Annotated in this window: 19 protein-coding genes and 1 pseudogene; 10 read left to right on the top strand and 10 right to left on the bottom strand. The window is 73.7% G+C overall.

What is annotated here, in order from left to right:
* The first annotated feature begins 117 nt into the window (after positions 1-117).
* On the top strand, positions 118-672 hold the full coding sequence (locus OG896_RS28945; protein ID WP_329370047.1) for a GNAT family N-acetyltransferase: 555 nt from the start codon (positions 118-120) through the stop codon (positions 670-672).
* Between the two features lie 342 nt (positions 673-1,014).
* On the opposite strand, the gene OG896_RS28935 is transcribed toward OG896_RS28945, so the two are convergent.
* The 4 genes from OG896_RS28935 to OG896_RS28920 all read right to left on the bottom strand — a co-directional run bounded on the left by OG896_RS28935 (position 1,015) and on the right by OG896_RS28920 (position 4,056).
* Positions 1,015-1,359 (bottom strand): VOC family protein, encoded by a 345-nt coding sequence (locus OG896_RS28935; protein ID WP_329370045.1) that lies wholly within the window; start codon positions 1,357-1,359, stop codon positions 1,015-1,017.
* A 1-nt stretch (position 1,360) separates the two neighbouring features.
* Positions 1,361-1,540 carry a CopG family transcriptional regulator gene (locus OG896_RS28930; RefSeq protein ID WP_328463365.1) on the bottom strand — a complete coding sequence of 60 codons (180 nt, stop codon included), beginning with the start codon at positions 1,538-1,540 and terminating at the stop codon, positions 1,361-1,363.
* Between the two features lie 91 nt (positions 1,541-1,631).
* Positions 1,632-2,777: a DUF4185 domain-containing protein gene (locus tag OG896_RS28925; protein WP_329370043.1), complete on the bottom strand. Its 1,146-nt coding sequence runs from the start codon at positions 2,775-2,777 to the stop codon at positions 1,632-1,634.
* A 124-nt stretch (positions 2,778-2,901) separates the two neighbouring features.
* Entirely contained in the window at positions 2,902-4,056 is a 1,155-nt protein-coding gene (locus OG896_RS28920; protein WP_329370041.1) for a glycosyltransferase, read from the bottom strand.
* A 243-nt stretch (positions 4,057-4,299) separates the two neighbouring features.
* On the opposite strand from OG896_RS28920, the gene OG896_RS28915 reads away from it, so the two are divergent.
* The 6 genes from OG896_RS28915 to OG896_RS28890 all read left to right on the top strand — a co-directional run bounded on the left by OG896_RS28915 (position 4,300) and on the right by OG896_RS28890 (position 13,079).
* Positions 4,300-5,631: an alpha/beta hydrolase gene (locus OG896_RS28915; protein ID WP_329370039.1), complete on the top strand. Its 1,332-nt coding sequence runs from the start codon at positions 4,300-4,302 to the stop codon at positions 5,629-5,631.
* A 118-nt stretch (positions 5,632-5,749) separates the two neighbouring features.
* A complete protein-coding gene (locus OG896_RS28910) occupies positions 5,750-6,157 on the top strand; it encodes a YciI family protein (RefSeq protein ID WP_328463373.1) in 408 nt (135 codons plus the stop codon).
* A gap of 8 nt (positions 6,158-6,165) precedes the next feature.
* Complete coding sequence (locus tag OG896_RS28905) at positions 6,166-7,308, top strand: RNA polymerase sigma factor (protein ID WP_329374347.1); 1,143 nt, start codon at positions 6,166-6,168, stop codon at positions 7,306-7,308.
* Between the two features lie 94 nt (positions 7,309-7,402).
* The gene (locus OG896_RS28900) at positions 7,403-10,690 is read left to right on the top strand and encodes a glycosyltransferase family 2 protein (protein WP_329370037.1); all 3,288 of its coding nucleotides are present in this window, start codon (positions 7,403-7,405) and stop codon (positions 10,688-10,690) included.
* A 236-nt stretch (positions 10,691-10,926) separates the two neighbouring features.
* Entirely contained in the window at positions 10,927-11,409 is a 483-nt protein-coding gene (locus OG896_RS28895; protein WP_329370035.1) for a VOC family protein, read from the top strand.
* A gap of 176 nt (positions 11,410-11,585) precedes the next feature.
* The gene (locus OG896_RS28890; RefSeq protein WP_329370033.1) at positions 11,586-13,079 is read left to right on the top strand and encodes a hypothetical protein; all 1,494 of its coding nucleotides are present in this window, start codon (positions 11,586-11,588) and stop codon (positions 13,077-13,079) included.
* 18 nt (positions 13,080-13,097) lie between these two features.
* Here the strand turns inward: OG896_RS28890 and OG896_RS28885 are convergent, their stop codons facing one another.
* Positions 13,098-13,688, bottom strand: a complete 591-nt coding sequence (locus tag OG896_RS28885; RefSeq protein WP_329370031.1) for a TetR/AcrR family transcriptional regulator — start codon at positions 13,686-13,688, stop codon at positions 13,098-13,100.
* Between the two features lie 127 nt (positions 13,689-13,815).
* On the opposite strand from OG896_RS28885, the gene OG896_RS28880 reads away from it, so the two are divergent.
* On the top strand, positions 13,816-16,002 hold the full coding sequence (locus OG896_RS28880; RefSeq protein ID WP_329370029.1) for an MMPL family transporter: 2,187 nt from the start codon (positions 13,816-13,818) through the stop codon (positions 16,000-16,002).
* A gap of 16 nt (positions 16,003-16,018) precedes the next feature.
* Here the strand turns inward: OG896_RS28880 and OG896_RS28875 are convergent, their stop codons facing one another.
* The 3 genes and pseudogenes from OG896_RS28875 to OG896_RS28865 form a co-directional block, all read right to left on the bottom strand.
* Positions 16,019-17,293, bottom strand: coding sequence for a hypothetical protein (locus tag OG896_RS28875; protein ID WP_329374345.1), 1,275 nt, complete (start codon positions 17,291-17,293; stop codon positions 16,019-16,021).
* Positions 17,294-17,604: 311 nt separating this feature from the next.
* Positions 17,605-19,290, bottom strand: a complete 1,686-nt coding sequence (locus OG896_RS28870) for a lipopolysaccharide biosynthesis protein (protein ID WP_329370027.1) — start codon at positions 19,288-19,290, stop codon at positions 17,605-17,607.
* A 796-nt stretch (positions 19,291-20,086) separates the two neighbouring features.
* Positions 20,087-21,280 (bottom strand): annotated as a pseudogene (locus tag OG896_RS28865) (glycosyltransferase family 4 protein); the annotation flags it as partial.
* 225 nt (positions 21,281-21,505) lie between these two features.
* Here OG896_RS28865 and OG896_RS28860 point away from each other — a divergent pair.
* A complete protein-coding gene (locus OG896_RS28860) occupies positions 21,506-22,012 on the top strand; it encodes an adenylyltransferase/cytidyltransferase family protein (RefSeq protein ID WP_329370026.1) in 507 nt (168 codons plus the stop codon).
* Here the strand turns inward: OG896_RS28860 and OG896_RS28855 are convergent.
* Together OG896_RS28855 and OG896_RS28850 are read right to left on the bottom strand one after the other, a co-directional pair.
* Complete coding sequence (locus OG896_RS28855; protein ID WP_329370024.1) at positions 21,984-22,715, bottom strand: CDP-alcohol phosphatidyltransferase family protein; 732 nt, start codon at positions 22,713-22,715, stop codon at positions 21,984-21,986. The genes OG896_RS28860 and OG896_RS28855 overlap by 29 nt on opposite strands.
* A gap of 152 nt (positions 22,716-22,867) precedes the next feature.
* Positions 22,868-23,815 (bottom strand): aldo/keto reductase, encoded by a 948-nt coding sequence (locus OG896_RS28850; RefSeq protein ID WP_329370023.1) that lies wholly within the window; start codon positions 23,813-23,815, stop codon positions 22,868-22,870.
* 91 nt (positions 23,816-23,906) lie between these two features.
* On the opposite strand from OG896_RS28850, the gene OG896_RS28845 reads away from it, so the two are divergent.
* The gene (locus tag OG896_RS28845) at positions 23,907-24,578 is read left to right on the top strand and encodes a TetR/AcrR family transcriptional regulator (RefSeq protein ID WP_329370021.1); all 672 of its coding nucleotides are present in this window, start codon (positions 23,907-23,909) and stop codon (positions 24,576-24,578) included.
* Positions 24,579-24,627: the final 49 nt, after the last annotated feature.

Raw genomic sequence — 24,627 nt, 5'->3', positions numbered from 1 at the left:
GGCAGAAGGGGCACCGGGAGCGGCACCAGGAACGGCTTTACCGCGGCCGCGGCCACGGGAGGGGCCCGCCCGCCCGGTCCGTTGCGGCGGGCCGTCCCACGAACGATCATGGTCGGCATGGCACGACCGAGGCAGATCATCGAGTGCGGGGACTTCGTCCTGCGACGCTGGCAGGGGCAGAGCGACTACGCCTCGGCGTTCACCTTGATCGAGGAATCCGTGGAGCACCTGCTGCCCTGGGAGCCGTGGGTCGCCCGCCACGGCGAGGCCGCCACCCGGGACTTCCTCGCGAAGGCCGGGACGAACTGGGCGAGCGGCGACGTGTACAACTACGCGATCGAGGCGGACGGCGGCGCGCTCCTCGGCATGTGCCAGTCCTACCGGTACGCCGACCCTCGGGGCCGGCGCCTGGGGTACTGGCTGCACCCCGCCGCCACCGGCCGCGGCATCGCGACGAGGGCGACGGCGGCCCTGGTCGCCGAGATGTTCACGCTGCCGGAGGTGGAGTACCTGGAGATCGAGCACGACGTCGCCAACACCGCGAGCGCCGCGGTGCCGCGCCGGCTGGGCTTCACCGAACTCCGCCACGAGCAGGGCACGCCGCCCACGGCCGCCGCCGGCAGCGGGACCTTCGCGATCTGGCGCCTGGACCGCCCGAGCGGCGTGAGCTGACCCCGACCCTGGCCCCGGCCCCGGCCCGAAGAACGGACCCGCCCCCGAAAGGCGGACCCGGCCCGTGCCCTCGACGCCGGGCGGTGACCACCAGCAGGTCCTCGCCGCTCGACGGGCGGAGTCCGCCGGTCCGACCGCTGAATGAACGTCATCGCGAACATCGAGCCGGGGGCGAGCCCGGCGAGCCGGCGCGGGGTGGCCGCCAGCCGCAGGCCGATCCCGTCCTCGGTCCCGTGGGGCGGCGCGTCGACCCGCACGTGCGACGCCCGCCAGAGGGCGGTCCGCACCCCGGAGCTGTCCGGCGCCCCGATACGGCCCGGCGCCCCGGGCTTCTCGTCGCCGTCAGCCCTTGGCGGGAGCCTGGAGGCTCCACAGCCGGCCGTCGGGGTCCCGGACGGTCATCTCCCTGGTCCCGAAGTGGGTCTCCTCGAACGGCGAGACCACCTCGACGGCGGGATCGGCCCGGAAGGCGTCCGCGTCCGGCACCTTCAGCACGATCCGCGTCTCGGGCTCACGGTCCTCGGGGACCTCGGCGACGAAGACGTAGGGACCGTCGCCGTTGCGGAGCTGACCGGAGTCGTGGTCGGTCGAGAACTCCAGCTCATAGCCCAGCGCCTGGAAGAACTTCGCCGTCCTGCCCCAGTTGTGGGTCGTCAGGAACACGGCCTCGATGCCCTCGGTCGTCATGTCAGCTCTCCTTCTCGGACGTCTTCCGCTGCTGCCCGTCGGTGTCGTCGAGGTAGGCACGCAGCGCGTCCGCGACCAGCGCGGAGAGGGACGAGCCCGACTCGATGGCGTGGTACTTGACCTGCTTGATCAGCCCGACCGGCAGGTACACGTTGAACTGCTTGACCTCTTCGCCACTCACAGGGCGATGCTAGCACTCTAGCCCACTAGCAAGCTAGCATCGCTCCATCACGCCATCACGCCAAGAGGCGCAGAACGGCCCCGCGCTCCCCCTACGCGTTGATGCCGTCGAACTGGCGTACCCAGTAAGGCGCCTGGCCCACCGTGCCGTTCCACTGCGACACGACGAGGGTGAGGGACGTCGCGGCGGGGCTGCCCGGGTGGATGTAGCCGCCGTACAGGTTGGGGACGGTCAGCGCGGTGATCTGGGGGACGGGGGTGCTCCACACCGCGTCCGGGCGGGGCGCGGTCCGGGTGCAGATCGCCCCCAGCACCACGTCGAAGTAGCTCATGCAGTAAGTGCCGTTGATGAGCTTCACGGAGAACTCGCCGGTGTTGTTGCCGGACAGGATGACCGACGGCGGCGCGGAGGTGGTCCACTGCCAGGAGCCGTCGAGGTAGGCCCAGTTCTGCTGGGCGCCGAAGTCGCCGTTGTGGAAGTCGCCCGGCTGGATGCGGAAGAGCTGGATCGCCCCGCCGTCGGCGGTGTTGTTGTGGGTGCCGTTCCAGCGCTTGGAGAAGATGTAGAGCCAGCCGTCGGGGTCGATGCCCGCGAACGACCACATGCCGTACATCGACTGGTTGACGCCCCGCACGTCACCGTCCCAGTGGTAGGGGAAGTCGGTCCAGGTCGCGCCGTAGTCGTCGGAGTAGGCGACACCGGACATCAGCGAGCCGTCGTACCCGGCGGGCGGGCCCCAGGTGGCCACGGAGGTGTACTGGATGTACGTGCGGCCGCCGAACTCGATGCAGTCGTTGGGGATTCGGCTGACCTCGGTGCCGTACCCGTTGTCCGCGTTGTGGGTGTAGTCGAACAACTGGGCTGCCCTGCCGCCCGGTTCGGCCCAGGTGAACGAGATCGGCGTCGCGCCGGAGGGGTCGAAGCCCGCCTGGTTCAGCATCACCGGTGAGCCGAGGTAGGTGCCGTCCGCCTGCTGCATTCCCGCCCACGAGTCGCCGAAGACGTAGCCCCAACTGCCGTCGTGCTCGCGGTGGTACGGGATGCCGAGATCCCCGGAGCCCAGGCCCACCGCGCTCGCGGAGTCGCCGGGCTGGTCGCACAGCGGGGTGCCGGCCTGGGCCGCGGCGGCCGGAGCCGCACCGTACAGACCGGCGCTCAGCGCACCGGCGCCGGCCAGGGCGAACCCCGTACCGGCTTTGAGAACGGATCGGCGGCTCGGTCGTCCTGTGTGGGGCATGGGGCGGTCCTCCAACCGTGTCGGCTCCCGGTGCCCGCCGGCGCAGCCCGCCCCGGCGCACACGTCTTCTGGTCGAACGGTAGAGGGGGACGGACGGCGGCGCGGCGAAACGGCGGGTCCCGCGCTACGGCTGCCGGGCGCCGACGCGGGCGTAGACGGTGAGGAGGTCGTCGACGACGGCGTCGAGGGAGAAGCGCTCCTCGACGAGTTGCCAGGCCGCGCGGGACGCGCGGGCGTTGGCGTCGGGTTCGAGGAGTTCGAGGATGGCGGCGGCGACGAGGGGGCCGTTGTCGGCGTCGGGGCGGCTGGGGGTGATGACGCCGGCGCCGGCCGCCTCGATGTCCGGCGAGAGCCCGCCGGTCGCGGCGGCGACGACGGGCACGCCGACGGACATCGCCTCGAGCAGGGAGACGGCGAACGGCTCGACCACGGACGGCAGGACGTAGACGTCGGCGTCGCGCAGGCGGCGCAGCACGTCGTCGTGGCCGAGCGGGCCGGGGGTCTCCAGGGCGTGCCCGACGCCGAGTTCGGCGGCGAGGGCGCGCAGCGGTTCGGTGAGCGCGCCGGTGTCGGGTCCGGCCAGCACGAAGCGGGCGTCGGGGTGGATGGCGAGCACCGCGGGCATCGCGGCGACGAAGTCCTCGGGCCGTTTCCGCTTCTGCACGCGCGCGAGGTAGAGGACCGTCGGCGGGCGGTCGCCGGTGCGCGGCGGGCGGCGGTCCTGCCGGACGACGCCGTTGACCAGGCGGTGGAAGGTGGTCAGCGGGGTGTCGGGGACGACCGCCTGGACGCCGTCGCGCTCCATGGCGGTGAGGTGCAGGATCGCGTCGGCCCGGCGCAGCACCCGTTTCATGCCGAGCAGGTCGACGGCCTTGGCGAAGACCTTCTCGGTGGGGTCGATCATGCCGTGCGTCTGGACCACCAGCGGCACCCCGGCCTCCAGGGCGATCAGCGCGAACGGCAGCGTGATCAGGTCCCGCATCAGGTGGACGTGCACCACGTCCGCGCCCTTGACCATCCGGCGCGCCTTCGCCAGCAGCCCCGGCGAGGTGATCCCGCTCACCTCGAACGCGGGCAGGAGGTGCCGGGCCTGGTGGACGAAGGACGGCACGCCTTCGAGTTCGGTCGGCAGCGGGCCGGTGAAGCCGTCGCCGAGCGTGGCGATCCGGGCGTCGACGCCCTTGGCCCGCAGCCCCCGCGACAGGTTCAGCGCGACCCTGGTCGGACCGCCGAAGTCGTTGGTGGGCGTGTGCAGGGTGACCACATGCAGGACTCTCACGTACGTGACGCCTCCCCCTGTGCTGCTTCCCCTGGTACGGCGCCCGCGACCGCCCCCGGGCACCGTTGGGCGCCCCCGGGCACCGTCCGGACAGCCTAGCCGCGGGGGCCGTCCGGGGTAGGGCATCCCGGTGATCGGGGGGCGCTCGGGGACGGTTGGGACATCGTCACACTCTTCGCACGGAACGCACCGGCCCCCTCAGCCCTCTAGCACTGTGGAAACGGAAAGAGAAGGGGGAGCGACATGAACCTCACCAGTTGGACGACGGCGTACGTACTGGCCGGGCTGGCCGCCGCGTGCGTGGTGCTCACGGTGTGGACGTGGCCGCGCCTCGCACGCACCGGGTGGGCGTGGGTCACGGCCCGGTTCGCCGTGATCGGCGTGACCCAGCTCGTGACGATCACCGCGCTGCTCGCGGCCGTCAACGCCGACTACCAGTTCTACGGCTCGTGGAGCGACCTGTTCGGCACCGGCAAGACCGCCCCGGTCGCGCTCAGCCCGAACGCCTCCGGTACCTCCGTGGTCAGCCGGACCCCCCTGATCGAGCCCGGTGACACCTCGCTGCTCAAGGGCGTCAGCGGCATCCCGAGCGCGCCGGCCTCGGCGAACGGCCGGGTCGAGTCGGTACGGGTGATCGGGCGGCGCACCGGCGTGATCGACCCGGCGTTCGTCTACCTGCCGCCGCAGTACTTCCAGAAGGCGTACGCCCGCCAGCGCTTCCCGGTCATCCTGGCGATGAGCGGCTACCCGGGCAGCATCTACAACCTCGCGCAGGGGCTGCGGGTCTGGCAGACCTCCCAGCAGCTGATGAAGCAGGGCAAGATGCAGCCGACGATCATCGTGGAGATCCGGCCGACGATCGCGCCGCCGCGCGACACCGAGTGCGTCAACGTGCCCGGCGGGCCGCAGACGGAGACGTTCCTGGCGAAGGACCTGCCGGACGCGCTCCGGGCCACCTACCGGGTGGGCCACAGCGCCACCGCCTGGGGCGCGCTCGGCTACTCCTCCGGCGGCACCTGCGCGCTCCAGCTCACCATGCGCGACCCGAACGTGTTCACCTCGGCGGCGGCGCTCTCCCCCGACTTCGTCATCAAGCAGGACATCACCACCGGCAACCTGTTCGGCAGCGGGATCTCCCGGCAGAAGCGGATCGACTCCCACGACCTGTTCTGGCGGCTGAAGCACCTGCCGATCCCGCAGGTGTCGGTGCTGGTCGCCGCGAGCAAGCACGGGGACGAGCACATCTACCCGAAGGCGCAGGAGTTCCTGCGGATGGCGAAGCCGCCGATGCGGACGGCGTCGATCTTCCCCGACCACGGCGTGCACAACTTCAGCACCTGGACGAGCGAGATGCCGGCGGCACTGACCTGGCAGAGCCAGCAGTTGATCTTCCCGCAGGACGTGGTGCCGTCGCACGCGGCCAAGGGCAAGGGCAAGGGCAAGCACAAGAAGACGGAGCTGCGGGCGGGCGGGAAGCCGCTGTCGTCCACCACCGGACGGGGCAAGAAGCACTCGACGGACCAGAACCCGCCCGCCCCCGGCGTGACGCCCACCCGGGACGAGCGGCGCCCGTAGGCGGTGTTGGGGACGTCCAGAAAAGAATTTCCGGCGGTCGTGTCGAGAACCCGCGGCGTGCTCCGTCCCCGGGGTGAGCGCGGCCAGAATGGGCCGCCCCGCACCAAGGAGAACCACCATGGCCAAATACCTGCTGCTCAAGCACTACCGCGGCGCCCCGGCCGCAGTGAACGACGTACCCATGGACCAGTGGACGCCGCAGGAGATCTCCGACCACATCGGGTACATGAACGACTTCGCGGCCCGGCTGGAGAAGACCGGCGAGTTCGTCGACGGCCAGGCGCTCGCCCCGGAGGGGACCTTCGTCCGGTACGACGGCGAGGGCCGGCCGCCGGTCACCGACGGCCCCTTCGCCGAGACGAAGGACCTGATCGCCGGCTGGATGGTGATCGACGTCGACAGCTACGCGCGCGCGGTCGAGCTGGCCGGGGAGCTGTCGGCCGCGCCCGGCGCCGGCGGGAAGCCGATCCACGAGTGGCTGGAGCTGCGCCCGTTCCTGACCGAGCCGCCCACCATCACCGAGTGACCGCCGACATGGACGAGGCCCTGCTCCGGAGCCTCACCCCGGGCGTGCTCGGCATCCTCGTCCGCCGCGGAGCGGACTTCGCGGCGGCCGAGGACGCCGTCCAGGACGCGCTGGTCGAGGCGGTCCGGGTCTGGCCGGCCGATCCCCCGCGGGACCCGAAGGGCTGGCTGGTCACGGTGGCCTGGCGGCGGTTCCTCGACGCGACCCGGGCGGACTCCGCCCGGCGCCGGCGCGAGGACCGCGTCGACGAGGAGCCGCCGCCCGGGCCCGCGTCCGCGGTGGACGACACGCTCCGGCTGTACTTCCTGTGCGCCCACCCGTCGCTGACCCCGTCCTCCGCGGTGGCGCTCACGCTGCGCGCCGTCGGCGGGCTGACCACCCGGCAGATCGCCGCCGCGTACCTGGTGCCGGAGCCGACGATGGCGCAGCGGATCAGCCGGGCCAAGCGGACCGTCTCCGGCGTACGGTTCGACCGGCCCGGCGACGTGGCCACGGTGCTGCGGGTCCTCTACCTGGTCTTCAACGAGGGCTACTCCGGCGACGTCGACCTCGCCGCCGAGGCGATCCGGCTCACCCGGCAGCTCTCGGCCGCGATCGACCACCCCGAAGTGGCGGGGCTGCTCGCGCTCATGCTGCTGCACCACGCCCGCCGCGCGGCCCGGACCACGCCCGACGGCAGCCTGGTGCCGCTGGCCGAGCAGGACCGTGGCAAGTGGGACACCCGGGCGATCGCCGAGGGCGTGCAGATCCTCCAGGCGGCCCTCGGCCGCGACCGGCTGGGCGAGTTCCAGGCCCAGGCCGCCATCGCGGCGCTGCACGCAGACGCGGCCGTCGCGGAGGAGACCGACTGGGTGCAGATCGTCGAGTGGTACGACGAGTTGGTGCGGCTGACCGACAGCCCGGTGGTCCGGCTCAACCGCGCCGTCGCCGTCGGCGAGGCCGACGGCCCCCGGGCCGGCCTGGCCGCGCTCGCCGACCTGGACGACTCCCTCCCCCGCCACACCGCCGTCGCCGCCTACCTGCACGAACGCGACGGCGACCGCTCCACCGCGGCCCGCCTCTACGCCGAAGCCGCCCGCCAGGCCCCCACCCTCGCCGAACGCAACCACCTCACCCGCCAGGCCGCCCGCCTCAACACCGGTGGCCGCTGATGCCGGCGGGCCGGCGCGGCCGAAAGGAGACCAAAGCGCACATACAGGACGGTCATTCGATAGCGAGTTTCTGCACCATTTCCTGGAGAACAGCGTGTCATTGCAGGTCACCGTCATCGTGCCCACCTACAACACGGGCGCACTGATCGAACCACTCATCGCCGCACTGAAGAGCCAGACCATGGCACGCGCCGACTTCGAGGTGCTGTTCGTCGACGACGGCTCGACCGACTCCACCCCCGACCGCCTGGAGGAACTGGCCGCCGCCGACCCGCTCTTCCGCGTGGTGCGGCTGGAGAACACCGGCTGGCCGGGACACCCGCGCAACGTGGCCGTCGACATGGCGCGCGGCGAGTACGTCCAGTTCGTCGACCACGACGACAGCCTGGGACCGGAAGCCCTGGAGCGGATGTACGCGGTGGGCCGCCGCAACGGCTCGGACATCGTGATCGGCAAGGTCACCATCACCCACCGGCTGCGCGGGGCCCCGCAGGCGCTGATGAGCCGGAACCGGGAGTCGGTGACCTACCGGACCGCCCCGCTCCACGACAGCCTCACCGTGCACAAGATGTACCGCACGGCCTTCCTGCGCGAGCAGGGCATCCGCTTCCCGGTGGGCCACTACGTCGGCGAGGACCTGCTGTTCATGGTGCCGGCGGTGCTGCGCGCCGCGTCCGTGTCGATCGTCGGCGACTACCCCTGCTACTACTACCTCGAACGCGAGGACGGCGGGCACGCGACACCCGACCGGCTCGACCCGGACTCCTACGCCGGCAACCTCCGCGAGATCTTCGACGCGCTGCTCGCCGAGACCGAGCCGGGCCCGGTACGCGACACGTGGCTGCGCCGGTTCTGGCGGGCCGACATGGTCAAGTACCTCAGCGAGCCGATCTTCCCCGCCTACCCCGACGGCGACTACCGCGACCGGCTGGTGGAGGCGCTGCGCTCGGTCGCGGCCGACTACCTGACGCCGGCGGTCCACGACGGGCTCGTCGGGCTGGAACGCGTACGCGACGACCTGGTGCGGGCCGCCCGCACCGCCGATCTGCTCACCCTGGCCCGCCGCGCCGACACCCTGCGCGCCGACGCGACACTGACCGGCGCCTCCTTCCACCGCGAGCGGCTGCGCCTGGAGTTCGAGGCGTCGTTCGGCTACGGAGACGAGGGCACCGCGCTGACGGTGGAGCGGCGCGACGGCAGGTACCTGCTCGACCCACGACTGACCGAGGGCCTGGGCCTGGGCCTGGAGCCGGGCCTGGAACCGGTGGACCTCACCGACCACCTCACCCGCTTCCGCGTGGACGTGCTGCTGCGCCACCGGGGCACCGCCGTGAAGTGGATGCTCCCGCGGGACGTGGAAGTGGTGTGGGAGGAACTGCCGCCGCGCGCCGACGGGGTGGAGCGGCTGCGCCCGGTGATACGGGCGACGGCGACGGTGGACCCGCGCCGCGCGGCCGGCGGCAGCCCGCCGGACGCGGGGGCCTGGGAGGTCCAGGTGCGCGTGCTGGGACCGGGGCTGGACCGCACCACGGACCTGACGGCGCCGGCCTGCGGGCCGGCTGTGCCGACCGCGGCGGTGGGCGGGCTGCGCGTCGGCGCCGCCCCCGAGGAATCCGCTGCGCGGGGCGCGGCGGGGGCGCCCGGGGGTGGCGGCGCCGCCGATGGTGGCGGTACGGCTGCCGCGGTCGTGCTGCTGGTGGAGCCGGGCCACGAACCCGCGCTGCCGGCCGGCCCCCGGGTCAGCGTCATCGTGCGGGCGGGCGACGACGCCGGGCAGGTGGCGGCGAGCCTCGCGTCGGTGGCCGCGCAGGACTGGGCGGAGGGCGCCGTCGAAACCCTCGTCGCGGCCCGCCCCACCGACGCCGTACCGGAACCGCCGCCCGCGGGCGTACGCGTCGTACGGACCGGGGCGGACCCGCGCGACACGGCGGCGGCCGAGGCCCGCGGCGCGTACCTGCTCTTCCTCCGCGCGGGCGACCGGCTCGCCCCCGAGGCGCTGCGCCGCCTGTACGCGTACGGCCTGGAGCACGACGCCGACGTGGTGGCGGGCCGGCTGGCGGGCGCGAAGGGGCGGCCGGTCCCGCAGGAGCTGTACGCGCGCGACCGGCCGGACGCCAAGCTCAGCCGGGACCCGCTGGGCGACAGCCTCACCACGGACAAGCTCTTCGACACCGCCATGGTGCGCCGGCACGGCCTGCGGTTCGGCTCCTCCGCCGCGCCCTTCGACGATCAGGCGTTCACCGTGGCCGCGCTGCTGCGCGCCCGCCGCACCGCCGTCCTCGGGTCGTACGTCTGCTGCTCCTACGCGCCCGCGCGGAAGCCGGCCGGTGCGGCGCCCGCCACGCCCGCCACGCCCGCCATGCCGACCACTCCGGCCGCGTATTACGCGGGGCTGCGCGAGGTGATGGCGGCGGCCGACGCGCTCACCGCGCCGGGCGCGGCCCGCGACCGGCTGCACCGCCGTTGGCTGCGGGTGGAGGTGCTGGACCGGATCGGCGGCGCCCGGCTGCTCGACGCGGACGAGGCGGAGCGGGCGGCGCTGCTCGCCGAGATCAGGCGGACCCTGGAGGAGAGTGCGTCCGCCACGGCCGCCGAGGGGCTGCCGGCCCACCAGCGGCTGACGCTGGCGCTGGTGCGCGCCGGGCGGACCGATGATCTGGTCGAACTCGTCCGCTGGGAAAGGTCGTTGGCCTGCCTGCCGACGCTGCTCGACGTCGCCTGGCGGGCGGACGGCACGCTGGCGGTGTCGTTCACCGCGACCCTGGTGGCCGACGGTCGGCCGGTCGAACTCGTCCCGGGACAGGAGCGGTTGGCGCCCTCCGGGATGTCGCCCGAGCTGCACCGGGCTTTCGGTGAACGGGAGTTGACGGGCGCGGCCTGCGCCGAGCGGGCGCGGGCGACGCTGGTGCTGCGGGAACGGGAGACCGGGGCGCGGTATCCGCTGGAGACCGACTGCACGGTGGAACGCGTTTCCACGGGAGCCGGCGGGGACGGTGGGGACGTCGGGAACGGTGGGGACGGTGGGGACGTCGGCGTCGAGACCGCGACGGTGTCCGGCACCGCCGTCCTCGACCCGGCGAGCGTCGTGTCAGGACGGCCGCTCGCCGACGGGGCATGGGACTTCCATGTCCGGCTGGCCGCCCTCGGCTGGACGAAGACGGCCCGGCTCGGCGGGCGGCGGGCGCCGGAACTGGTCTCGCCCCCGGCGGCCCGGCCGCACCCGGCGGGCGGCGAGCGGACCGTACAGCCGTACTGGACCAAGGGCGGGGAGGACCTGTCCCTGCGCGTGGGGCGCGGCGCGCCGCCCTCGGCCGGCCCGGCGAGCAGCGGCCGCACCCCGCTGGGCGGGCTCGTCCGCAGGCTCCGCGGCAGGAAGGGCTGACGATGCGGGCGGCGCACCACGGCGCCGTCTTCCGCGCGGCCGAGCGCCGTCTTCCGCGCGGCCGAGCGCCGTCTTCCGCGCGGCCGAGCGCCGTCTTCCGCGCGGCCGGGCGCCGTCTTCCGCGCGGCCGATGAGTTTCGCGGCGCCGGACCGTCCTAAGGGGTGCAAGGACGCGACGGGACGACGGCGCGGCGGCATCCGCTGCCCGCCACCCGCGTACGACCACGGAGGAAGCGATGACCAGCGGAAAGCTCACCACGTGTCTGTGGTTCGACGGCCAGGCGGAAGAGGCGGCGGACTTCTACCTGTCGGTGTTCAAGGACTCCTCGCGCGGCTCGGTCGCCCGCTACACGGAGTCCGGGCCCGGTGAGACGGGCGCGGTGATCACCGTGGAGTTCACGCTCAACGGGCAGCAGTTCCTGGGGCTCAACGGCGGGCCGCAGTTCACCTTCAGCGAGGCGATCTCGTTCCAGATCGACTGCGCCGACCAGGCCGAGGTCGACTACTACTGGTCCCGGCTGACCGAGGGCGGCGGCCAGGAGGGACCGTGCGGCTGGGTCAAGGACCGGTTCGGGGTGTCCTGGCAGGTCGTGCCCAGCGTCATGAGCGCGCTGCTCGGCGACCAGGACCGGGAGAAGGCCGACCGCGCGATGGCGGCGATGATGAAGATGGGCAAGCTCGACATCGCCGCGCTCCAGGCGGCGTTCGACGGTTCCTGACCGGGGCGGGGAGTGCGGCGCCGGGACTTGGACGGGACAGGTCCGCGAACGGTGCGGGTCCTCAACGCGACCGGGCCCTGAACGGTGCCGGGCCCTGAACGGTGCCGGGCCGACCCTCGCGTACCCGCCCCCTCCCCCACCCGCGCGGCCTAGACTCGCGCAGGGGAAGGGGGGCCATGGCGCTCGACGTGTCGCGGGAGGCGCGGGCCACGCAGGACCCGCGGGCCGCGCCACGGGTCGTGCTGTCGCGAGCCGTGCTGTCGCGGGCGCTGGCCGTACCCCTGGTGATCTCCGTCGTCGTGCTGCTGCCCGGCTACGTCCTGACGCAACCGGGCCCCGGCCTGCGCGACACCGGGTTCTGGCTGCAACTGGCGCTGACCTGTTACGCGGGCGGGCGGCTGTGCGCGATGGTGCTGAGCCGGCGGCGGCGCCTGGTGCAGGGCGCGTTCTGGCTGTTCGGCTACGTGGCGATGGGGGTGGCGCCGCTCGCCCAGGAGGTGATCGGGCAGGTGCCGACCCCGGTGGTCGGTACGCGTTCCGACACGGTGCTGGCGATCTCGCTCACCCTGGTCGGCTGCGTCGCCTACGACGTGGGCGCGCTGGCGGCCCGCTTCCAGCCGCCCGACCGGTTACGGCGGCCCCGCCCGCAGGCGCAGGTGGCCCGGCAGCGGCTGTGGCTGCTGATCCTCCTCGCGTACGCCGGCAGCGCGCTGTGCATCGTCGAACTCGGCGGCCCCGCGGTGTTCTTCACCAGCCGCCAGAACATCAGCGAGACCGTACAGGCCAGCGGGTTGACCGGGGCCGGCGGTGACAGCCACGTCGGCTCGGCGTTCATCCGCGGGTTCGGCACGGTGCCCGCGCTGCTGGCGCTGCTGATCCTGCTCCGCTGGATGACGACCTCCCGCCGGGCCCGCCGCAACCTGCCCGCGCTGGTCGCGCTCGGCGGCCTGGTCGTCATCAACGTCATCGTCAACAACCCCGTCTCCAACCCGCGTTACTGGTTCCTGACGGTGGTCTTCTCGATCCTGTTCACCGCGTTCCCGCGCAGCCCCGCGGTCTATCGCACCGCGCTGGTCGGCGGGGTCGTCGCGGCGCTGCTGCTCTTCCCGTTCCTGGACCGGTTCCGCTACGACTCGGGCGGCTACCACCCGGTGCAGTCCACCTCGGTGCTCGACCCGCTGACCATCAAGGACTACGACCAGGTCGGCATGTTCGCCAACACCCTCACCTACGTGGAGTCCGGCACCGGGCACACGCACGGGCGCCAACTCGCCGCCGACGTCTTCTTCTTCGTGCCGCGCTCGGTGTGGCACGGCAAGCCGCTCGACTCCGGGGTGCTGGTCGGCCGCTGGATGGGCATGACCAACACCAACCTCTCGTCCCCGCTGTGGGCCGAACTATGGCTGGACTTCGGCCCGTTGGGCATGACCGGCGGTTTCCTTCTGCTCGGGTACGCCTGCTCGCGGATCGACATCCGCTACGCGCGCCGCACCTCCGAGGGTAGCCGCCCGGGCACGCTCGCGGCCGTCGTGGTGCCGATGGCCGCGGGCTACTCCTTCATCCTCCTGCGCGGCCCCCTCCTCCAGGCCGCGGGCCGCATCGGCATCGCCCTGCTCTGCCTGGCACTGGTCGCCACGTTCACCAGGAACCCCCGCCGAACGCTGCGCTAGCCGCGTTGCCCTGTGAGGTCAGCCGTCCCGGGCGGCGCTGATCATCCTGCGCAGGTAGCGCATGAACCGCTGGTGGGGCTCGTGCGGGACGCCGTTCTTGAGGGCGGTGGTCACGTACTCGCCGATGGCGGAGCTGATGGCGGCGGTGACGACGGGGAGGAGGGGGTCGTCGGGGGCGAGGCCGAGTTCCGCGAGGAGGGCGGGTTCGCCGGATTGGCTGGCGGCGGCCGAGTGTGTGCCGGAGACGGCCTGCAGAGTCGGGTTGGCGTCGTACATGGCGGCCACCAGCTGCGCCAGTTCCGGATCGGTGGTGTCGGCTTCGGCGAGCATCCACCGGTCGATGGCCTCGCTGAACGACAGGTCGGGGTGCGCCTTGAACACCGCGGTCACGTGCGTGGCGATGTCGTCGGCGGCCGACGTCGCGATATCGATCTTGTTGGGGAAGTACATCCGCACGGTCCGGGGAGCGACTTCGGCCGCCTCGGCGATGTCGGCGATGGTGGCGCCCTCGTAGCCGCGCTCGGTGAACAGGCGCAGCGCGGCCCGCTGGATGGCGGCCCGGCGCTTGGCCTTGGACCGTTCGCGGAGCGACGTCACTGCTTCAGCCATGGCGAGAGTATAGCAGGGGCGGCATATTTGCCACTCAAGATAAGTTTGCCTATGGTGGCAATCGAGGCGGTGGTGGGGGACGCGACCGCTGCGCCCCCCTTTCCTGAGACGAGCAAGGAGTCCCGCCTTGTCCACCTACCTGTACCGCCTTGCACGCTGGTGCTTCCGCAACCGCTGGAAGACGCTGGCGGCGTGGGTGGCGGTCGTCGTCGCGGCGATCGTGATCGCCGGCGCGAGCGGCGGCAAGACCACGGACACGGTCACCATCCCCGGTACCGAGGCGCAGCAGACCCTCACCCTGCTCAAGGAGAAGCTGCCCGCCGCCTCCGGGGCCTCCACGCAGGTGGTGTTCGCGGTCAAGGACGGGAACATCACCAGCGCCAGGAACCAGGCCGCGATCGACCGAGCGGTCACCGCGCTCGGCAAGGTCAGCCAGGTCACCAGCGCCTCCAACCCCTTCCAGGCCAGGACCGTCTCACCCGACAAGCGGATCGCGCTGGGCACCGTCACCTACGACGCGCAGGCCGCGGAGGTGAAGACCGGCACCCTGGACCAGCTGGACCCGGCCGTCTCAGCCGCCCGCGACGCAGGAGTGCAGGTGGAGTTCGGCGGCTCGGTCTATCCCAAGGCCGCCGCCGGAGCCAGCTCCGAGGCCGTCGGCATCGGAGTCGCGCTGGTCATCCTGTGCCTGACGTTCGGCTCGCTGGTCGCGGCCGGCCTGCCGATCGTCACCGCCGTGTTCGGACTGGTCACCACGATGATGGGGATCACCGCGCTGTCCGCGGTCACGGACATCGCCGCCGCATCGACCTCGGTGGCCACCATGCTCGGCCTGTCCTGCGGCATCGACTACGCCGTGTTCATCCTGGCCCGCTACCGCACCTTCCTCCTGGAGGGCCGCGACCCCGAGGAAGCCGCCGGCCGCGCGGCCGGCACCGCGGGAAGCTCGGTGGTCTTCGCCGCGCTGAGCGTCATCATCGCCCTGTGCGGACTCGCGGTCGTCGGCATCCCCTTCCTGACCACGATGGGCCTGGCCGCAGCCGCCACCGTCGCCCTGGCCCTGCTGGTGGCCCTGACCCTGGTACCCGCCGTCTTCGGCATCCTCGGCAGGCGCGGAGCGGCCCGCTTCAGCCGCCTGCCGCTGCTGCGGCGCGCCCAGCCGGCCGCCCGCACCGCCGCCACCGACCCCGACAAGCTGGCCGGCACCCGCTGGGCCCGCTGGGTCGTCCGCCGCCGCGTCCCGGTCCTGGCCATCGGCGTCATAGCCCTGGGCGGGCTGGCCATCCCGGCGGCGAGCATGGACCTCGGCCTGCCCGGCAGCAGCGCCCTGCCCACCAGCGACACCTCCCGCCGCGCCTACGACCTGACCACCGAGCACTTCGGTCCCGGCTACAACGGCACCCTGACCGTCGTGGCCGACGACGTGGCCACCACCGGCCAGGCCCAGCAGATCAGTGCCGCGATCAGCAAGGTACCCGGCGTCGCCTCGTCCTCGGTCGCCGTCACGACGCACGACATGGCCCTGATCAACGTCATCCCGACCACCGGCCCCAACGACGCCGCCACCACCGACCTCGTCCACCACATCCGCGACCAGCGCACCACCCTGGAGGCCGGCACCGGCGCCCACCTCCTGGTCGGCGGTGTCACCGCCACCAACATCGACGTGTCCGCCAAACTCGCCGACGCCCTGCCGACCTTCCTGGTCACCGTCGTCGCCCTGGCGTTCGTGCTGCTCACGTTCGCCTTCCGCACCATCATCGTGCCGATCAAGTCCATCCTCGGCTTCCTGCTCTCGGCGGGCGCGGCGTTCGGCGCCCAGGTCGCCGTCTTCCAGTGGGGATGGTGCAAGAGCCTGCTGGGCATCGAGCCAACCCAGACCCTCAGCTTCCTGCCCGTCATCCTGCTGGCGATCATGTTCGGGCTGTCCAGCGACTACGAGGTCTTCGTCGTCTCGCGGATCAAGGAGCAGTTCAGCAGGACCGGCGACGCCCGCCGCGCGGCGGTCCTGGGCACCGGACTGTCCGCCCGCGTGGTCAGCGCGGCCGCGCTGATCATGGCGTCGATCTTCGTGGCGTTCATCTTCGCTCCCGATCCGACCACCAAGGAGATCGGCTTCAGCTTCGCCGTCGGAGTCCTCGTCGACGCCTTCGTGGTCCGCCTCACCCTGGTCCCCGCCGCCATGGCGATCCTCGGCGCCAGGGCCTGGCACCACCCGCGCTGGTTCGCCCGCTACGTCCCGGACCCCGACATCGAGGGCGAGCGGCTCGACGACAAACTGGACGACAGCAAGCAGCACCTCGCCGGCGTCTGACCGCAGCCGCCCGGCTTCAGGCAGAACCGGCCGACAGGTCTTCCGGAGCCGCGGACCCGCCCGGGAGGGGGTCGGAAGTGACCCTCCTCCCGGGCCCGCGGCGCTCGGCGGTGATGCGCAGCCACAGCGCGATCGCCTTGAGCGCGGAGCCGAGGGCGAGGCCCCAGGCGGCGCCGAGCACGCCGTCGAGGCGGTAGCCGCCGAGCATGAAGAGCACCGAGGCGAGGGAGAAGACCACTTGGATGGGGAGGGTCGCGCGCGGCCGCAGCACGCGGAGGGTCAGCAGGGCGCTGGTGCCGAGCGCGATGCACGCGTACTGGCTGCCGGAGGCGGGCAGCAGCCCGGAGGACGCGGCCCAGGTGTCGCCGAGCAGCGCCCGGCCGGCGTGGACGGGCAGCAGCATGAGCACGGCCGTCCACGCGGTGGCGACCGCGGCGAGCGCGACGGCGAGCACGGCGGTGGCGCGCACCTTCCGCGTGGTGCCGCGCACGCGGTTCAGCAGCGGCGGCCCGAACGCGGTGGCCGAGTTGAACAGCACGTTCATCGGCCCGAACAGGGTGGTCGCGCCGCGCAGGGCGCCCACCGCGAGCGGCGCCGCGAACAGGCCGAGGCCGACCACGGCGAGCTGGCTGGTGGCGTTGCCGACGCCGAACTCGACCACGAACCGCTGCCCGAGGTGGCCGCGCCGGACGTACGGCCTGATGTCCACCGGCGGCCGTACCTCGCCGGGCGCGGCCCGCAGCCGGCTCCGCAGCAGCGCGGCGCCCACCAGCAGCGCGGGCACCCCGGACACCCCCCACACGGCCACCAGCCGTACCGCGCCCGCGCCGTGCGGCTGCACGGCCAGCGCGGGCACCGCGACCAGCAGCCGTACGGTGTCGGCGGCCAGCGCGAGGTGCGGCAGCCGCAGCGCGGAGAAGCAGTACCGCATGCCGTCCTGGGTGAGCACCACCGGCAGCACCAGGCCGAGTACGGCCAGCCCGCGCGCGGTGGAGCCGGGGACGAGGAGCAGCCCGGCGGCCATGCCCCAGCCGAGGACGGCGGACGCGGTCGCGGTGAACGCCACGGCGGACCGGCAGGCGGCCCGTACCCGGCGCGAGCCGCGCTCCAGCACGAGGGCCTGGCCGACGTAGGAGACGTTCACGCCGAGCAGCACCGTGAAGACCATGTAGACCATCGAGAACACCGCGAAGCCGGCCGCCGTGGAGAGCCGGGCGGCGACCACCAGCACGATGATGTTGGTGAAGGCGGCGACGCCCTGGTCGGCGACGGAGCTGACGACGGCGGCCAACCCGCGGCGCCTGCCGCGCGGCCCGTCCGGGTCCGTGCCGGCGTCCGTGTCGCTGTCGGTGCCGCTGTCGGTGCTGACGTCGGTGCCGAAGTCGGCATCGACGGCCAAGTGGGCTTGCCGGTACGGGACTTCGACCAGGTCCGGGGTCTCGGCGAGGCCTTCGTACGGGGCTTCGCGCGGATCGCCGTACAGGTCGTCGTAGGGAGCGTCGTACGGACTGCCGGACGCGTTGCCGTAGGAGGCGCCGTACGGGGCAGCGCGCTGCGGGGGTTCGGCCCCGGGGGCCGCGGCGGGCCGCGGTGCGGGGCCGGTCAAGGGACCGGGTGGCGCTCCGGGGCGGCGGGGAAGGGCTCGGTGGGCGCGGCGTCACGGGCGGAGGCGGGCGCGGCGGCGCGGCGGCCCGAGCGCGGGCGGCGCGGCAGGAACCGGGAGCGGCCGGGCGCGGCCGGGGCGCGGTGCAGCACCGCACCGAGTACGGCGCCGCCGGCCCCCGCGACCAACTCCCTGACCCGGGCCAGGTCTTCGCGGCGCACCTCGGCCGGGTCGCAGACCACGACCACGCCCTCCACCCGGTCGGCGAGCGCGAGCGCGTCGGCGTAGGACAGCACGGGCGGGGCGAGGACGACCACGACGGTGCCGGGGTCGTCGGCCTCGGCGAAGAGCCGGCCGGCCTGGCCGGAGGTCAGGGCGCGGGCCACGTTGGGTACACGGCGGCCGGGCACGAGGTCGAAGGAGCCGTACTCGCCGGTGTCCACCGGCAGTTGGAGCCCGGCGGGCCAACCCCCTTCGGCCAGGCCCGGGGTGCGGGCCCAGCCGGGGCGGCCGGGGTCGGCCGAGCGCAGCCGCCCGGACAGCGACGGGGTGCGCAGGTCGGCCTCGACGAGCAGCACCTCCTTGCCCATCTCGGCGAAGGACGCGGAGAGGTTGACGGCGACCGCGGCCGCGGTGTCACTGCTGCCGCGCGGCTCCACCACCAGCAGCCTGCGGCGTGCGGCGAACCGCCGGTCGTGGCTGAGCCGGAACGCGATCGCCCGGTACTCCTCGGCGAGCCGGCCGGTGGACTGGCCCTCGGCGAGCAGCGGTTGAGGGCCCGCCGGGCCCTGCCGGCCGCGGCGTCCGCGGCGGCCGCGCCCGCCGGGCAGGGTGCCGAGCACCGGTGCGTCCATCACGCGGGTGACCTCGCCCGCGGAGCGCGGTCGCGGGTCGAAGACCAGCCGCAGCCACGCGGCGAGCAGGCCGAGCGCGAGTCCGACGGCGGCGCCGAGGCCCAGCATCAGCGTCGTCCCGGGGCCGGTCGGCGCGTCCGGCACCGCGCCGGGCTTGATCACCACGCCCGGGGTGGTGTCGAGCGCCCGTAACCCGCTGATGTCGCCGTTGAGTTCGGTGATCCGGCTGAGCAGGTTGGTCTGCACGGACACGAGGGTGCCGATGACCTGGCTGTCGGTGGTGGCGTCTATCTGGTCGAGCAGGTCCTTGCGCTGCTTGACCAGCGGGTCGAGCTGGTCCTGGTAGCCCTTCACCATCTTCTTGATGGTGGCCTTGGTCGCCGACTCCCGGTCGTTCAGGTAGGACTTGGTGAACGCGTTGACCCACGCGGCCGCGTCCTCGCCGTCGGGGGCGGCGCAAGTGAAGCGCAGGACGAGCGTGTTGGGCGGGTTCGTCACCTGGAGGCAGTGCTGGAGCTTCTTGACCGGCTGCTTCACCGCCTTCGCGGCGGCCTCGGCGACGGTCGTGCTCATCGCGGACTGGCGCTCGGTGCCGATGTCGATGCCCTTGTCGGGCGTAGCGCCCGCGGCGAACGGGTCCGCGGTCGCCGCCCGCACCATCACGGAACTGCTCGCGGCGTACGTGTTCGCGCCGCCCAGGGCGAGGAAGGCGCCGCCGGCCAGGCCCACCACCAGGCCGGCCGCGATCAGGCCCTTGTACCGGACGATCTGCCGTACCTGGTCGCGGACGAGGTCCACGTCCTCGCCGTCGTCCCGCAGTTCACCGCTCACGGCCGGCCCCGCCTTCCCCCGCGGGCGCCCCCGCGGGCACCTCCGGCTCCTCGCTCCCGGCGACGGCTTCGGGGTTCGCCTCGCCCGTTTCCGTTTCCGTCTCCGGGCCCGGGTCGGAGTCCGCCTCTCCCGGTCCCGCGACGGGGTCGGCGCCGACCGCTGCCGGGTCCGGGTCCGGCTCGGCGTCCGCGTCCGCAGCCAGGCCGGCGTCGGTACCGGTCGGCTCCGGGTCGGGCCCCGCCTCCGGCGGCTCCGCACCGGCCTGGGGCGGAGCGGAGGGGCGCGGCGGGGCGGAAGGGCGAGGCGGCGCGGCCGGCGGTGGCGGAGCCACGGGCCGCGGCGGCGCGACCGCTCCTGTCGACGGCGGCGCGCCTTCCGCGCCCGGGGCCTCGTCGGGCACCGCCGGCACGTGCGCGGGCCTCGCGGGCACCGCCCGGCCGTCCGGCTCCGCCACAGCAGGCGGAACAGCGGGCGGAGCGGCGGGCGGAACGGGAGGGGCAACGGCGGGCGGAACAGCGGGCGGAACGGCAGGCGCCGGGCCCGGCTCCGTACGCCCCTGAACGCCGCTCTCGGCCCCAACGTCCTTACGGGGGGCGGAATCCGATGCACCGTCAGAGACGACCGGCGCGGCCTCGACCGGCTGCCCGGAGGCGGCCTCGTCTCCCCGGCCGGCCCCGACCGCAGGCTCCGCCGGGACTCCGGGCGCGTCGGGCTGCTCGGCAACTTCCGCCTCCGCCACGGCAGTAGGCACCGGGCCCGGCGCGGGAGCGGCGGACTCGGCTGCCGCGGGGGCGCGTTCGGCCAGCGCCTCGGAGAGCAACGCGTCGATACGGCCGAGCCCGGCATCGCGGGAGAGGTGCGCGTCGACGTAGACCGGGCCGGCCGCGGCGAGGACAGCGGTGCGGGTGGGGTCAAGGGTGAGCGCCTGGACCGCGGCGAGCAACTCCCCCGGGGACTCGGGCGCGACGACGACGCCGGCGCCGGAGCGCAGCACCTCCTGGGCGGTGCCGCTGTCCGCGGAGACCGAGGCGATCACGGGGCGCCCGGCCGCGAAGTAGGAGGTGAGCTTGGACGGCAGGCTCATGTCGCGGACCGAGGCCCGCTGCGTGACCAGGAGGAAGTCGGCGGCGGCCAGCACCTCGGGGAACTCGTCGTCGGTGGCCGGGGCGAGGAAGTCCAGGTTGGGCAGGCTGCCCGCGAGCGAGCGCAGGTGCTCGCGCTGGTTGCCCTCGCCCATCAGGACGATCCGGGTCTCGGGGGCCGAACGCGCCGTCTCGACCAGGACGTCGAGGCCCTGCTTGAGCCCCATGTTCCCGGAGTGCAGCAGCACGGTCTGCCCGGGCCGCCACCCCAGCCGGGCCCGCATCTCCGCGCGGGGCCGCGAAGGGCGCTGTACGTGCGACCAGTTCGGCACCACCCGTATCCGCTCGGGCGGCACCCCCATCGCGGCCACCTTCGCCGTGAACGACTCGTGGATCACCCCGACGAGCGCGGCCCGCCGCAGCGCGTACTTCTCGACGAGCCCGGCGGCCAGTGCGGCGGGCCCGCCGCCGCGTATCCCGCTCTGCGCGGCCGCGGCGCCCATCAGGTCCTGCACGATCGGCACGAAGGGCACCTGGTGGCGCTCGGCCAGCCGCGCCCCGAGCACGCCGCCGGCCAGGCTCGGCATCTGCGCGAACACCACGTCGGGCCGCCCCATCCCGGCCGGTTCGTCGCGCCCGCCGCGCAGCACGCTCACCTCGAACGTGGCCCGGCGCAGCGCGGTCTGCCGCGCGGGCACCGCGTGTCCGCGCCGGTGCACCCGTACCCCGGCCCGGTCCTCCTCGACCCGCCGCACCCCGTCGTACGCGGGGTCGAGCTTCCACGCCGGGTAGTGCGGCATGCCGGTGAGCACGTGCACCTCCGCGCCGCCGGCCGCCCAGTGCTCGGCGATCTGCGTGGCGTACGGCCCTATCCCGGCGTGCTCCGGCGCGTAGTTGGTGGAGACCAGCAGCAGCCGGCGGCGCAGACCCGACGAACCCACGAAGTGTTCCTTCCCCCCGGGACGTGCCCCCGATCCAGACAAGTGCACACCTTAGTCGTTCACGCGCTCCCCACACCTGGGCTTGCCAAGCGTTGAAGTTCGGAATTCCGCGAATCCCCCTTTGACCGCGATACGTCCGGCTATCGTCTGAGACTCGGCAGCGCTGGGGAGCGTTGTACGGCTGGGGGTCGAATGATGCTGCACCGGGTCGGCTACGCGCCGGGGGTCTACGACCTCTTCCACGTGGGCCATCTGAACATCCTGCGGCACGCGCGCAGCCAGTGCGACTACCTGGTGGCGGGGGTGGTCTCCGACGAGATGGCCCGGCTCGCCAAGGGGCGAACCCCGGTGGTGCCGCTGGTGGAGCGGCTGGAGATCGTGCGCAGCGTGCGGTTCGTGGACGCCGCGTTCGTGGAGACCGTGCCGGACAAGCTGGAGACCTGGCGCCAGGTGCGCTTCGACGTGCTGTTCAAGGGCGACGACTGGCGCGGCACCGACAAGGGGCGGCGGCTGGAGGAGAGGTTCGCGACGGTCGGCGTGGAGATCGTCTACTTCCCCTACACGGTGCACACCTCCAGCACCCAGTTACGCCGCGCCCTCGACCTCCTCACCGGTCCGGCCGGCGGCGCCGGGAGCGGCGCGAGCGCGGTGGCGGCCGGGGCGCCGCCGGTCAACCCGCCTGGCGCTGAAGCGCGGTGAGCTCGCGGAACCACTTGGTGAGGAAGGCCGCGAGGAACAGCGCGTGCACCGCGAACAGCGCGGTATAGCCGTAGCGGAAGGCCCGTTCGCTGCCGAGCAGCAGGAACACCGCGCACATCACGCCGTAGTCGACCGGCAGCAGCGCGACCGCGCGCAGCCGTGACGGCGCGGCCGCCGGGCCCGAACTCCCCTTAGGTTTCAGCTTGTCCGTCAGCAGACCGCCGAAGAAGACCAGGACGGCGGCGAGTTGGAAGCCGAGGGGGACCAGCAGCCAGCCGTCGCCCGGCAGTCGGAAGTGCCGGTAGAAGGTGATCAGCACGGCGGCGTGCAGCGCGGTGATCTTCGCGCAGTCCACCACGTGGTCCAGCCACTCCCCCGCCGGGCCGCCCTTGCCCAGCAGCCGGGCGAGTTGGCCGTCGGCGGAGTCGAAGGCGAAGCCGACGGCGAGGGCGGCGTACACGGCCACGGCGAGCGGCCAGGACGGCCGCGCCACCGCCACCGCGGCCACCCCGAAGGCGCTGCACGCGGCACTGACCAGGGTGACCTGGTTCGGGCTCAGCCCCGCCCGGTACGCCCCGGCCGCCAGCACCCGCCCCACCGGCCGGTTCACGTACCGCGAGTAGAGCGAGACGCCCTTCGCGCTCTTCTGCGCGTCCCGCAGCCGGCGCAGCGCCTCGCCGTATCCGAGCGGCCTCCCACCCATACGGTCCCCCCTCGCTCCCCCCACATCCTGCCGGAGCGGCCCCCGCCCCGTGCCCCGTTCAGCCCCCGACTCCCGCGCCGGCCGGCGGAACGGACGCACCACCCACGCCATTGCCGCTCCCGAGCCCCTTCGGCTCCGGGCAGGACGGGGGATCAGAGTTCGAAGTCGCCGGTGCGGGACTTGACCGCGTCCAGTGCGGCCAGTGTCGCCGGGTCCAGGCGGATCGCGCCCGCGGCGACGTTGGCCGCCAGGTGGGCCGGGTCCGCGGTGCCCGGGATGAGCACGGTGTTCGGGGTGTGGTGCAGCAGCCAGGCGAGGCCGATCTGCGCGGGCGTGACACCGAGCGCCTCGGCCGCCGCGTGCACCTCCGGGGCGTCGGTCACCTTGGGCAGGCCGGGGAACGCGCCGCCCAGCGGGAAGAACGGCACCCAGGCGATGTTCTCGGCGACGCAGAGTGCGAGCAGCTCCTCGTCCTCGCGCGTGACCAGGCTGTAGGAGTTCTGGACGCAGACGACGCCGGCCGGGAGCGCGCGGCGCAGGGTGTCGAGCGAGACGGCGCTCAGGCCGATCGCGCCGATCTTGCCCTCGTCGCGCAGCGCGGTCATCACCGCGAGCTGGTCGTCGAGGTCGACCACCTGGTCGCCTTCGGCGCGCAGCCCGGGGCCGGAGTCCGCGCGGCGGAGGTTCACCACCGGGATGCGGTCGAGGCCGAGGCTCTTGAGGTTGTCCTCGACGCTCGCGCGCAGCTCGTCGGGGCGCTGGGCGAGGCGCAGCGGGACACGGCCGCCCGTGTCCGGGGTGGCGCCGACCTTGCTGACGACGATGACGCCGGAGCCGTCGGCGCTGTCGGACCCGCCGGACCCGCCGGTCGCGTCGCGGTAGGCGTCGCGGATCACCCCGTTGACGAAGCCGTCGCCGTAGAACTGCGCGGTGTCCACGTGGTTCACGCCCAGTTCCACGGCGCGGTGCAGGAGGGCGATCGCCGCGTCGCGGTCGCCGTGGAGGCGTTCGAGCTGCATCGCGCCGAAGCCGATGCGGGAGACGGCGAGGCCGCCGAGGTCGGCGGTGCCGCCCGCGTGCGGGGCGGGGATTTCAGCCATGGAAGGGTATGTCCTCACTCATGAGACGATGAGGTAAGCGGAGGAGCCTCCGCATTTCCACTGTAGCAGCCTTACCGGAGGTCCCTCCGCTTTGTCCGGCGCCGATTCCGCACCCGACCCCGCGCACGCGCCCGAACCCGGGTCCGTCCCCCCGTCCGCACCCGAGCCGGGGCCCGCACCCGCGGCACGCAAGCGCGCCTCCCGCGCCGACGCCCTGCGCAACCGGGACAAGCTCGTCGACGCCGCCCGCGTCGCCTTCACCGCCACCGGCGAGACCGCCGCGCTCGAAGGCATCGCCCGTGCCGCGGGCGTGGGCATCGGCACCCTCTACCGGCACTTCCCGACCCGCGAGGCGCTGGTGGAAGCGGTGTACGCGGCGGAGCTGGACGCCGTCACCGGCAGCGTCCCGCGCCTGCTGGAGGAACTGGCGCCCGCCGACGCGCTGCGCGCGTGGATGCGGCGCTACGCCGCCTTCGTCGCCACCAAGCGCGGCATGGCCGGGGTCCTGCGCGCCGGGTGGGCCTCCGGCGCGATCGCCACCCCCGACACGCGCCGGCGGATCGGCGCGGCCATCGGCGCCCTCCTCGCCCGCGGCGCGGAGGACGGCACGATCCGCGGCGACGTCGCGGCGGACGACGTCACGATGATGCTCCTCGGGATCTTCATGACCGCGGCCACCTCGGACAGCCCGGAGCAGGCCGACCGCCTGATCGAGCTCGTCATGGACGCGCTGCGGCCGCGGCCGGCCGGGCCCTCACGCTGAACCACCGCCGAACCGCCGCCGAACCGCCGCGCGGAGCACCCGCGCCGAA

Origin of the sequence: Streptomyces sp. NBC_00669 (genome assembly GCF_036226785.1) — a bacterium.
Classification (GTDB): domain Bacteria; phylum Actinomycetota; class Actinomycetes; order Streptomycetales; family Streptomycetaceae; genus Actinacidiphila.
This window is presented reverse-complemented; position numbering and strand designations above follow the sequence as displayed.